Here is a 10884-nt window from a genome sequence, read left to right on the forward strand (position 1 = left end):
TAAAACAGCAGATTAGGTCGAAAAGGCAGCGTACCTTCAGCGCTGATTGCTATTCATTTGGCACACAAATTGTTCCTCGAAAATCGTAATACAAATATTGTATGCAATCTTTGTATGCAGCGCAGACCAGGCGCTGACAGCGGTCCCAACTCTCAAGTCCAACAATAATTTGCTGCAGCACCATAGGCGCTGCAGCAGGAGCCCGGGGAACATGCAATTGGATACTTCCAAACCTCTGGATACCGCGTACCTGTCACCTGACCCTGCTGTAACCGCGCAGGTCTCGGGGCACAGCAGTCTGAGCCCGAAACTGCACAACGCCGATCTTGCGCCAACCAAGGCTGCCGGCCGACGCTGGGGTGGCTACAGCATTTTCGCCTTGTGGACCAACGATGTGCACAACATCGCCAACTACTCCTTTGCCATGGGCCTGTTCGCGCTCGGTCTGTCCGGTTGGCAGATTCTCGCTGCCTTGGCGGTAGGTGCGGCGCTGGTGTACTTCTTCATGAACCTGTCCGGCTATATGGGGCAGAAGACCGGCGTGCCGTTTCCGGTCATCAGCCGCATGAGCTTCGGGATTTACGGCGCACAATTGCCGGCGATCATCCGTGCGGTGATTGCCATCGCCTGGTTCGGCATTCAGACATACCTGGCTTCAGTGGTTCTGAGGGTGTTGCTGGTGGCGGTCTGGCCGCAATTGGCAAGCTTCGATCACAACGCCATCCTTGGCCTTTCAACCCTGGGCTGGGCCAGTTTTGTCGCGATCTGGTTTGTGCAGTTGGTGATCCTCACCTTCGGCATGGAGATGGTGCGCAAATACGAGTCCTTTGCCGGCCCGGTAATTCTCTCGACCGTCCTGGTGCTGGCAGTGTGGATGTACCTGCGCGTGGATGGCAATTTGGCCTGGTCGGTGGGCGAGCCGCTGACTGGTGCGAAAATGTGGACGCAGATCTTTGCCGGCGGCGCCTTGTGGTTGGCCATCTATGGCACGCTGATTCTCAACTTCTGCGACTTTGCACGCTCCTCGCCATGCCGCAAAACCATTCGCGTGGGCAACTTCTGGGGCCTGCCGGTGAACATTCTGGTGTTTGCGGTCATCAGCTTCGTGTTGTCCGGAGCGCAGTTCAGCATCGACGGCACCGTCATCGATAGCCCCACGCAGATCATTGCGGCCATCCCCGACAAGACCTTCCTGGTGCTCGGTTGCCTGGCGTTTCTCATCGTCACCGTGGCGGTGAACATCATGGCCAACTTTGTCGCCCCGGCCTTTGTGCTTTCGAGCCTGGCACCCAGCCGCTTGAACTTTCGCAGCGCCGGTCTGATCAGTGCCACCTTGGCGGTGCTGATCCTGCCCTGGAACCTCTACAACAGCCCGCTGGTGATCGTGTACTTCCTTTCCGGCCTGGGTGCGCTGCTAGGCCCGCTGTACGGAATCATCATGGTCGACTACTGGCTGATCCGCAAAGCCCAGGTGCATGTCCCGGATCTCTACAGTGAAGCGGTAACCGGCACCTACCACTACACCCGCGGAATCAACTACAAGGCCATCGCGGCCCTGGTGCCCTCGGCAATTGCAGCGGTGCTGCTGGCCCTGGTTCCGGCATTCAGCGATCTGACGCCGTTCTCCTGGCTGTTCGGCGCGGCAATTGCCGGTGGCGTGTACTACCTGATCTCCGATCGCAAACAACATTACGTGGACTGTTCCGGCGAGCACTTCGCCGTCGACAGCGCCCAGCACTAAGCGTGTAGAACAAGGAAACGACTCATGAGAATACTGGTAGTCAACGTCAACACCACGGTGTCGATCACTGAGGCCATTGCCCGCCAGGCACGCAGCGTGGCCTCGCCAGGCACCGAGATTGTCGGCCTGACCCCACGCTTTGGCGCCGAGTCGGTGGAAGGCAATTTCGAGAGTTACCTGGCGGCTATTGCCGTCATGGAGCGGGTGCTCAGCTATGACCAGCCTTATGATGCGGTGATCCAGGCCGGCTACGGGGAGCATGGCCGAGAAGGTTTGCAAGAGCTGCTCAATGTACCGGTGGTGGACATTACCGAAGCGGCCGCCAGCGTGGCCATGCTGCTGGGGCACCGCTACTCGGTGGTCACCACCCTGGATCGCACCGTGCCGCTGATTGAAGACCGTTTGAAACTGGCCGGGCTGGACAGTCGCTGCGCCTCGGTTCGGGCCAGTGGGCTTGCGGTGCTGGAGCTGGAGGAAGATCCCGAGCGGGCCATCGAGGCTGTGGTGGGGCAGGCGGAGGCTGCGGTGCAGTTCGACAAGGCTGAAGTGATCTGCCTGGGTTGCGGCGGCATGGTCGGCCTTGATGAGCGCATTCAGGCGCGCACGGGGGTGCCGGTAGTCGATGGCGTCACGGCTGCAGTGGCGCTGGCTGAGTCGCTGGTACGCCTGAAGCTGAGCACTTCCAAGGTCCGCACCTATGCACCACCGCGGCCAAAACAGATTCTTGGCTGGCCACGGGCCTTGCTCGGCTGATCGTTAAACACCCTATGCCAATACCCCTTGCACAGGGGTATTGGCATTTCTATCAGCGCCGCAACTTGGCGCAGTGATCCTGCGCCGGCTGCGCTGCGGTGTACCACACATAGTCGGCGCTTTCGGCTGTTACCGTCTTGCCGACCTCGGCCAGGATCAACACCTGGTTTCCTTCGCCGGCACCCAGGTCGCTCAGGTGCAGAGGCACACCAAGATCCTTGCGCACGTGGAAGGCACCGGCCAGCAGTAGCGCAGGGGTGGGTGCGGCCAACAGGCTCTCGGCCATGCGCCGGTCGCGCTGTTGTTGCACGGCAAGCATCGCCGGCATCTGTGTTTCGGGCAGCAAGCCGCAATGCGACTCGCGAATATCATCGAGCAACGTCGCTTGCACATTCGCGCGTGTTGACGCGCTGCCTGCCAGCACTGGGCGTTGTTTGTAGATCTGCATGATCTGGGCACGGTCCAGGTTGGCCGAGAGCAGCGGGTAGGGTTGGCGCAGGGCGTAGGTGACGAGTGCGCCGTAGACGCTCCAGTCCCAGTTGGCCTGCCAGGCAAGTGCCTGGAACGCATCGCTCGGCGGTTGACCGGCACGGGTCGAGGCTTGCGCGGCATTGACCTTGTCCTGCTGGTTGGGGTTAAGCATTTCCAGCAACAGGCTGCCTTGTGGACGTTGCTTGGCCAGTTCGCGCAGCAACCACAATTGCAGGGCATGGTGATCAGGGTTGTCGTGTTGCTCTCCAACCAGCACCCGTGGCGCCGCGGCCAGGCGCTCAACCAGTTGTTGCGGGGTCAGGCTGCGACCCGTGGCCAGCTCGCGAATAACCCCCAGTTCGGCGTGGTCACGTCCCTGTGGCGCAATAGGTGCCGGAGGTGGCGCTGTGTATGGGGACTGGCAGGCCGCCAGCAGGCTGACAAGACAAAGCAATAGCAGGCGCATCGGGATTCCTTGCGAGGTAATGAGGTTTCAGCGCGCGATGATCAAAGGATGGCCGCGTTCCGGGTGCTGATGAATCAGGACTTGCAGCCCATAGACCGCCGCCAGTGCATCTGCCGTAAGGACTTCGGCCGGAGGGCCGTAGGCGTGGGGCTGGCCGTCCTGCAGCAACAGCAGCTGATCGCAGTAGCGAGCAGCCAGGTTGAGATCGTGAAGAATCACCATTACCGCGGCACCACGCTCGGCGAAATCGCGCACCGCTTGCAAAATGGTGTGCTGATGCAGCGGGTCGAGCATCGAGGTCGGTTCGTCGAGCAGCAGCGTCTGTCCCTCGCCACCTGGCCAGAGCTGAGCCAATACGCGCGCCAGATGAACGCGCTGACGCTCGCCACCGGAGAGTGCAAGGTAGCTGCGCTCGGCCAGGTGCAGGGCATCGGCGGCACGCAGTGCTTGCGAGACGATTTCGCCATCACGCACCCGGCCGCTGGCATGCGGCAGGCGACCCATGCCAACCACCTCGTTGACGGTGAAGGCGAAGTTCAGGCTCGAACTTTGCGGCAGCACGGCCAGGCGTTTGGCTCGCTCCTGGCCCGGCCAGTCGGCCAGCTTGCGCTGATCCAGGCTGACGTGGCCGTCGCTGATCGGCAACTCGCCACACAGGGCTGCGAGCAAAGTGCTCTTGCCGGCGCCGTTGGGCCCAAGGACCCCCAGCACTTCACCGGGATGCAATTGCACAGCAATGTTGGCCAACACCGTGCGATGCCCGCGGCGTACCAGCAGGTTGTCTGCTTCAAGCATCAGGTACGCCCTCGTACGAGTAGGAAGAGGAAGAACGGCGCGCCAATCAGCGCGGTAACAATGCCAATCGGCAGTTCAGCGGGTGCCAGCAGCAGGCGGGCGATCAGGTCGGCCAATAGCAACAGGCCGGCGCCTGCCAATAGCGAGGCCGGCAGCAGCCCCCGATGATCCGGACCCACCAGCAGGCGCATCAGGTGCGGAACCACCAGGCCGATAAAACCGATCAAGCCCGCCGCGGCCACAGCCGCGCCAACACCCAGGGCAGTACATAGCACCAGTTCCAGTTTGATCCGCTCGACATCGAAGCCCAGGTGACGGGCTTCAGATTCGCCCAGCAGCAGCGCATTGAGTGCTGCCGCTCGGCGCGGCAGCCAGAGGGCCACACCCACCGCGACAATCAGCAACGGCCACAAGCGCTGATAGCTGGCACCGTTGAGACTGCCCAGGTTCCAGAAGGTCAGGGTGCGCAGGGTGGCGTCATCGGCAAGGTAGGTGAACAGCCCGACACCGGCGCCGGCCATGGCCGTCATTGCCACACCTGCCAGCAACATGGTGGCAACGTTGGTCTGGCCGTTGCTGCGACCGAAGCGATACACCACGAAGGTAACGATCAGGCCGCCGACGAAGGCGCACACCGAGAGGATGTAAGGCTCGATGGCCGTCGGCAGTCCGCCGACCATGCTGCCACCGACAATCGCAATGGCCGCTCCCAGCGCCGCACCGCCCGACACCCCAACCAGTCCGGGGTCGGCCAAGGGGTTGCGAAACAACCCCTGCATGGCCACCCCGGACAATGCCAGCACCGCACCTACGGCAATGCCGAGCAACGTGCGCGGCATGCGGATCTGCCCGAGGATCAGATCCGCCTGTTGCGTGGTATCGCCTTCCAGCGTCAGGCCGAGCAGACGCAGCCCGGCCTTGAGTGTTTCGCCCAGCGGCAGGCTGACCGGCCCGAGGGCCAGCGACAGCCAGATCACTACCAGCAACGACAAACCCAGGGCAAACAACATCGGACGCGGCCGGACAATGGCCGTCATTGGCTAGCCTCGGCACTCAGCGCCTTGTCATTGGGGTAGAAAGCTGCGGTCAACGTCTTCAGCGCATCCGGCACGCGCGGGCCCAGGCCGCCGACCAACAAGGTCGGGTCAAGCACCAGTACCCGACCGTCACGACCGGCCTGGGTGGTTGCCAGTGTCGGGTTCTGCTCAAGCAACGCGGCACGTGCGGCATCACCTTGCAGGCGGCTGCCGGCCAGAATAATCACCTGCGGGTCGAGCGCCAGCATGGCTTCGCTGGACACCGGCTTGTAGCCAATGTGTTCGCCCAGGCTTTTACCTCCCGCCTGCTCGATCATCCAGGCTGCCAGCGTGTCCTTGCCGGCCACTTGCAGGTTGCCGCCGGAATGGCTGAGCAGCATCAGCACGCGTGGGGCAGGGTTTTGCTGTTGTGCGTGCTTGACTACTGCTGCCTGTTGTTGCAGGCGTTGCTGGTAGTCAGTGAACAAATTTTGCGCCTGAGGCTGCGCTCCGAGCAGTTGGCCCAGCGTCGTCAGGTTGTGTTGCAGGGCGGGCAACTCGGCTTTGGCCGACAACAGTTCAATGCGCACACCGGCTGCCTTGAGCTGTTCCAGAACCGGTGGCGGCCCCATTTCGCTACTGCCGACGAGGATGTCCGGGCGCAGGGCCAGAATACCTTCGGCTGCAAGCTGACGCTGATAGCCGACGCCGGGCAGTGTGTGCAGCGAGCGCGGGTATTGGCTGGTGCTGTCGACCCCCACCAGCTTGCTTTCGCCGCCCAAGGCAACCACCCATTCACTAAAGGCACCACCGGCGCTGACCCAGCGCTGGGGCAAGGCTTCACTGGCGCTGACAAGCTGGCTGAAGAGCACGCCAGCGCAGGCCAGGAGGATTTTCTTACGCATCAAAGTCATTCCTCAGGCGGTCATTGGAGTCGCAAGTTCTGCCAGAGTACGCCAGTCGTCACGCTCAGGCACACCCGGTTTACGCACACCAAACAGTTGGATAACCAGCTCACCCTCGGCATCGAAGCCTTCGTAGCTGGTGACGATGCCGTCCACGCTTGGCTTGCGTACACGCCACAGTTCGGTCACACCGGTGGTTTTCAGATGCAGGTTGAAAGCCGGGTCGAGGACATTGAACCAGGTGTCCATCCAGCGCAGGTTAGTGACGGGGCCTGAGTGAATCTGGATGCAGTGTTTGTTGCCGACGAAAACCATGATCGGCACTTCACGCTTACCCGCTTCTTCGATGAGCTGGGTCAGTTCGACGGGGGCCAGACGTTCGGCCCATTGCGGTCCGGCCAGGCGCAAAGCCTGGGTACGCACCACGTCATTGCGCTTGAGCAAGCCGAAGAAGTCATGCGTGTCCTGAAGTTTCGACCACTCGCTGCGCAGGGTTTCGGCGTCAACCTCGGCATCCGCACGTGCGGCCTTGACGGCAGGCAGGGGTTGCAGGTCCAGCTCCGGGCTTTGTTCATCGGCGCGATATCGCTCCACCAGCGGTGCCCAGGCGGATACTTCACTGGTGTCGGTGAGAAACACCTTATGCACGGCGGTGCCTTGGCGGTCGAAGACCTGGATGCTGCGTTGCGGTCCGCGGGCGGTGGCTTCGTCGACGGCGAACACGCTGGCCCAGCCGCTGAGGAACAGGCGCAGGTCGATATCCGGCGACAGCACCATGCCCATCTGGCCGCTGCCCATGATGGTCACTTCGTGATAAACACCCTTGCGCTCGTGTACGCAGTGTTCATTGCGGGTCAGCGCCATGATGTAACCCAGTTCGCCCAATGCAGGCAGCAAGGTCTTCCATTCCGGGCGCAGGCGTACGGTATCGACACCCAGGCGGCTGGCGGTCAGTTCAGCCTCGCTGACGCCAAGCTTGTTCGCTGCATCTCGCGCACGCAGGCCCGATTGCTCGGTGCGCAACTGTTGCCATTGCTGATACAGCTCAGGGCCGGCAGCCAAGGCGAGAGTAGGGGCGGTCATGGTTAACTCCTCAGGGTCATCGATTCGCCGTCAGGGCGAATTCTATTGGTATTTCGACGCGGCTGGGCATGGCCCGGCCATCAACAACTTCAGGGCGGAAGCGCCATTGGGTTACGGCTTCAAGTGCTGCCTGATCAAGGCTTTCAATGCCTGATGATCGCACCAGGGTGAGCTTGAGCTGGTTGCCACGCTCATCGAGGCTCACCTCGACTCGCACAGTCCCTTGCTGGTTGCGGCGTCGGGCTTGCGACGGGTAGCGCGGGGGCGGTGGCGGGCTGACAAAACTGGGACGCAGGCTGACAACCGGAGCCAGCGGTGGTGGGCTCGCCACCGTGCTGGCAACTGCCGGGCCACTCTTGGCTACGGCAGTTGGACGCGCTGGCGGCGCCGCAGGTGCGCGCTCTGAACGGGCCGGGCGTGGCTCGCCAAGGGGTTTGGAGCGCGGTGGTGGCACCGATTTGGCAATCGCAGGCTGTGAGCGGGGTGCCTCCGCCTTGGGCGTTATGGCTTTTGCCGCAAGTTTCACTGCAGGTTCCGGTAGCGGAGCCGTTGCAGCTGGCTGCGGCTGCAGTGCTGGGCGCACAGGCTCGGTTGCCAGGGCCGGGGTCGCCTGAGCGAGGCTCACCAGTTGAATCGTGATGGGTACTTGCCAGGCCAGTGCCTGGGGTTTCACCCGAAACTCGTGCAGCAGCCAACCTACGCCCGCGTGCAGCGCAATGGACAACATCAGGTAGCTGGCAAGGCGCTTCATGCACGATCGTTCTTATAAGATTGAATGCACATGGTAATAATTTGCATTTACAAGTCAAGCTGGTTATCTTCGCCGCCGCTGCCAAAACAACGACTCGGTGAGTAGCCATGCACAGAATGTGGCCATCGCCGGGCTCATAAAAAACACATGCCAGTCAGCTGCAGCGGCTCGTGCAGGGCGCCTTGAGGCCGCCAGCGCGTGATCGTGGCTGACGTTCAGGAGTCCAGTCAGATGTCGATCCGCCCGCCATTTCCCCAGCGTTCCTGGCTTGCCTTGCTACTGCTATCGCCATCGCTGGCCCTGGCTGCCGAGCCGGTTACCCAATTCGATACCGTCAGCGTGACGGCCACGCGTACCGAGCAAACATTGCTGCAGGTGCCCAGTACGGTGTCGGTGCACAACGAGCGCGAAATCGATCAGCACAACGACAAGAACCTCAAGGATCTGGTGCGTTACGAACCGGGAGTTTCGGTGAGTGGTACCGGTAGCCGCTTCGGATTGTCGGGGGCCAATATCCGCGGTATCGATGGCAACCGTGTGCTCACCCAGGTCGATGGTGTTCGGGTACCGCAAAGCAACTTCTTCAGTCCGTTCCAGGATGTGCGCAGTAATTACGTCGACCTCGACACCATCAAGCAGGTAGAAATCATTCGTGGGCCGGCGTCTTCGTTGTACGGCAGCGACGCCATTGGCGGTGCGGTCAGCTTCCTGACCAAGGATGCCGCTGATTATCTGGAAGCGGGTGATGACACCTACGCCCGCTTCAAGACCGGCTACGACGGCAGTGATGACAGCTGGCAGCGCAGCGCCACCTTCGCCGGGCGTACCGGTCCGGTAGACGGCTTGCTGCATCTGGGGCGCCGTGACGGTCAGTCCACCGACACCTGGGGCGGCAACGGCGGTGTTGGTAGCTCGCGTGAAGAAGCCAACCCGCTTGATTACACCACCGAAAACCTGTTGGCAAAACTGGGCTGGGACTATGCCGATGGCGATCGCCTGCAGTTCACTTACGAGCGTTATCAGGACGACGCCAACAGCAACCTGCTCAGCGACATCACCTCACGGGCGACTTTTACCAGCCCGGCTATTCTCGGTTCGCAATCGAAGGACAGCATCGATCGTGACCGCTACAGCCTTGAGCACACCCTGAGCCTGAACAGCTTGCTGGCAGACCAGTTGAAATGGCAGCTCAACTATCAGGAAAGCTTCAACAAGCAGCAAACCCTGCAGCAACGCCAAACTGCTACCGGGGTTGATCGGGTACGTTCGCGTGACTCGCAATACCAAGAGCGCCTGTGGAGCCTGAACACCCAGGCAGACAAACAGTTCGCGATGGGTGATACCCGTCACCACATGATTTACGGGGCCGAGCTCAAACGTATCGAGGCCAGCAACCTGCGCAAAGGCAGCGAGGTGCGCCTCGACACCGGCGCTACGGTACCGGCCACCGAGAACTTCCCGGTCAGCGACTTCCCGGATCCGACCAGTGAGTCCTTGGGCCTGTTCGTGCAGGACAGCATCAAGATGGGACGCTGGACCTTGTTGCCAGGCCTGCGTTACGACTACTACCGCCAGACCCCACACGTTACCGACGAATTCCTCAACGGGCTGCCGGCCGAAACCGATCCATCGCGCATTACTGATGATCATATTTCGCCAAAGTTTGCGGTCACCTATCAATTGACCGAGCATGAAAGCGTCTACGGTCAGTACGCCGCCGGCTTCCGCGCGCCAAGCCCGGTGAACATGTACGGCGAGTTCAGCAACCCGCAGTTCGGTTATCAGCAGATCGGCAATCCGGACCTCAAGCCGGAAACCAGCGACAGCTATGAATTTGGCCTGCGTGGGCGTTACGACCTGGGCAGCTTCGGTGTGGCGCTGTTCTACAACAAGTACAAAGACTTCATCGCCACCGACACGGTAGCGGATCCCAATGGCACCGGTCTGTTGACCTTCCAGCCACGTAACCTGGGCAAGGTCACCATTCGCGGTGCCGAAGCCAAAGGGGATATCAAGCTCGATGCATTCATGCCCGCGGGTACGCGTGCCCTGGGTTCGATTGCCTATGCCCGCGGCAAGGATGAGGAAAGCGGTCAGGCGCTCAACAGTGTCGACCCGCTCAAGGCTGTCATTGGTCTGGGCTACGATGCCCCGAGCGGTATCTACGGTGGACAGTTGACGTGGACCCTGGTCAAGGCCAAAGACCGCGTTGACCATACTGGCGATGCCGAACTGCTGATCGATCGCCAGTTCGAAACCCCAGGCTACGGCGTACTCGACCTCAATGCCTGGTGGCAAGTGACTGAACAGGTGTCGATCAACGGCGGCCTGTTCAACGTGACCGACAAGCAGTACTGGAACTGGGGTGACGTTCAGGGCCGTGACGAAGACGCCACCAGCCTCGGCCGTTTGACCCAGCCGGGGCGTTACGCAGCAGTCAACGTGATCTGGGAAATCTGACGGCGTTAATCGTCATCGTCGTCATCATCCCGGTCGCGGCGGCGGTCGTTGTCGTAGTATCGATAACGGTCGTCGTCGCGATAGCGCTTGTTGTACTTGCGATGGTCGCGATCATCGCGGTCGCCATCCCAGTCGCGAGAATAGCGGTGGTCGCGGTCGTGGCGATGATCGTCGCGGTCGTAATCGTGGTAGTAGCAGCCAGAGCTGGCCAGTACGGTAGTAATGACGGCAAATCGGGTGAAAAATTTCAACACTGTGGTTCCTTGATCCGCACAGCGGTAGAGAGGGTACAGGCTCAGACCATCAATTCGGTTTTTAGTTTGCGCGCAAAAAAAAGGTTGTTCACGGAATTCCGGGAACTACGCACCGGGGCCTGCTAGCGAGTGAGCACCGGAATGTGGCTCGAATGGCGATGAACATATCCGTTTGTTGGGGTGGCTCGA

10 protein-coding genes are annotated in these 10884 nt (G+C 61.2%); 3 read left to right on the forward strand and 7 right to left on the reverse strand.

Annotated features, from left to right (window positions below; all coding sequences use genetic code 11):
- The first annotated feature begins 211 nt into the window (after positions 1-211).
- Positions 212-1741, forward strand: a complete 1530-nt coding sequence (locus V0R60_RS17775) for an NCS1 family nucleobase:cation symporter-1 (protein ID WP_136477087.1) — start codon at positions 212-214, stop codon at positions 1739-1741.
- 24 nt (positions 1742-1765) lie between these two features.
- Positions 1766-2494 (forward strand): aspartate/glutamate racemase family protein, encoded by a 729-nt coding sequence (locus tag V0R60_RS17780; RefSeq protein ID WP_136477086.1) that lies wholly within the window; start codon positions 1766-1768, stop codon positions 2492-2494.
- Positions 2495-2546: 52 nt separating this feature from the next.
- Here the strand turns inward: V0R60_RS17780 and V0R60_RS17785 are convergent, their stop codons facing one another.
- The 6 genes from V0R60_RS17785 to V0R60_RS17810 are packed head-to-tail and all read right to left on the reverse strand — an operon-like array spanning position 2547 to position 7981.
- A complete protein-coding gene (locus V0R60_RS17785; RefSeq protein WP_136477085.1) occupies positions 2547-3431 on the reverse strand; it encodes a ChaN family lipoprotein in 885 nt (294 codons plus the stop codon).
- A 27-nt stretch (positions 3432-3458) separates the two neighbouring features.
- Positions 3459-4226, reverse strand: a complete 768-nt coding sequence (locus V0R60_RS17790) for a heme ABC transporter ATP-binding protein (RefSeq protein WP_136477084.1) — start codon at positions 4224-4226, stop codon at positions 3459-3461.
- Positions 4226-5209: a FecCD family ABC transporter permease gene (locus V0R60_RS17795; RefSeq protein WP_330080363.1), complete on the reverse strand. Its 984-nt coding sequence runs from the start codon at positions 5207-5209 to the stop codon at positions 4226-4228. Before V0R60_RS17795 ends, V0R60_RS17790 begins: the two co-directional genes overlap by 1 nt.
- Positions 5210-5259: 50 nt before the next feature.
- Positions 5260-6147 carry a heme/hemin ABC transporter substrate-binding protein gene (locus tag V0R60_RS17800; RefSeq protein WP_330080357.1) on the reverse strand — a complete coding sequence of 296 codons (888 nt, stop codon included), beginning with the start codon at positions 6145-6147 and terminating at the stop codon, positions 5260-5262.
- 12 nt (positions 6148-6159) lie between these two features.
- Positions 6160-7230 carry a hemin-degrading factor gene (locus tag V0R60_RS17805; RefSeq protein WP_330080358.1) on the reverse strand — a complete coding sequence of 357 codons (1071 nt, stop codon included), beginning with the start codon at positions 7228-7230 and terminating at the stop codon, positions 6160-6162.
- A gap of 16 nt (positions 7231-7246) precedes the next feature.
- Complete coding sequence (locus tag V0R60_RS17810; RefSeq protein ID WP_330080359.1) at positions 7247-7981, reverse strand: energy transducer TonB; 735 nt, start codon at positions 7979-7981, stop codon at positions 7247-7249.
- Between the two features lie 231 nt (positions 7982-8212).
- On the opposite strand from V0R60_RS17810, the gene V0R60_RS17815 reads away from it, so the two are divergent.
- A complete protein-coding gene (locus V0R60_RS17815) occupies positions 8213-10441 on the forward strand; it encodes a TonB-dependent hemoglobin/transferrin/lactoferrin family receptor (protein WP_330080360.1) in 2229 nt (742 codons plus the stop codon).
- A 5-nt stretch (positions 10442-10446) separates the two neighbouring features.
- Here the strand turns inward: V0R60_RS17815 and V0R60_RS17820 are convergent, their stop codons facing one another.
- A complete protein-coding gene (locus V0R60_RS17820) occupies positions 10447-10692 on the reverse strand; it encodes a hypothetical protein (RefSeq protein ID WP_178084218.1) in 246 nt (81 codons plus the stop codon).
- Positions 10693-10884 lie beyond the last annotated feature (192 nt).

Origin of the sequence: Pseudomonas auratipiscis (assembly GCF_036324085.1) — a bacterium.
Classification (GTDB): Bacteria; Pseudomonadota; Gammaproteobacteria; order Pseudomonadales; family Pseudomonadaceae; genus Aquipseudomonas; species Aquipseudomonas auratipiscis.

Bases quoted from the DNA above. Each gene is read 5' to 3' on its own strand.
- V0R60_RS17775 (WP_136477087.1), top strand. From the start codon at position 212: ATGCAATTGGATACTTCCAAACCTCTGGATACCGCGTACCTGTCACCT.
- V0R60_RS17780 (WP_136477086.1), top strand. From the start codon at position 1,766: ATGAGAATACTGGTAGTCAACGTCAACACCACGGTGTCGATCACTGAG.
- V0R60_RS17785 (WP_136477085.1), bottom strand. From the start codon at position 3,431: ATGCGCCTGCTATTGCTTTGTCTTGTCAGCCTGCTGGCGGCCTGCCAG.
- V0R60_RS17790 (WP_136477084.1), bottom strand. From the start codon at position 4,226: ATGCTTGAAGCAGACAACCTGCTGGTACGCCGCGGGCATCGCACGGTG.
- V0R60_RS17800 (WP_330080357.1), bottom strand. From the start codon at position 6,147: ATGCGTAAGAAAATCCTCCTGGCCTGCGCTGGCGTGCTCTTCAGCCAG.
- V0R60_RS17805 (WP_330080358.1), bottom strand. From the start codon at position 7,230: ATGACCGCCCCTACTCTCGCCTTGGCTGCCGGCCCTGAGCTGTATCAG.
- V0R60_RS17810 (WP_330080359.1), bottom strand. From the start codon at position 7,981: ATGAAGCGCCTTGCCAGCTACCTGATGTTGTCCATTGCGCTGCACGCG.
- V0R60_RS17815 (WP_330080360.1), top strand. From the start codon at position 8,213: ATGTCGATCCGCCCGCCATTTCCCCAGCGTTCCTGGCTTGCCTTGCTA.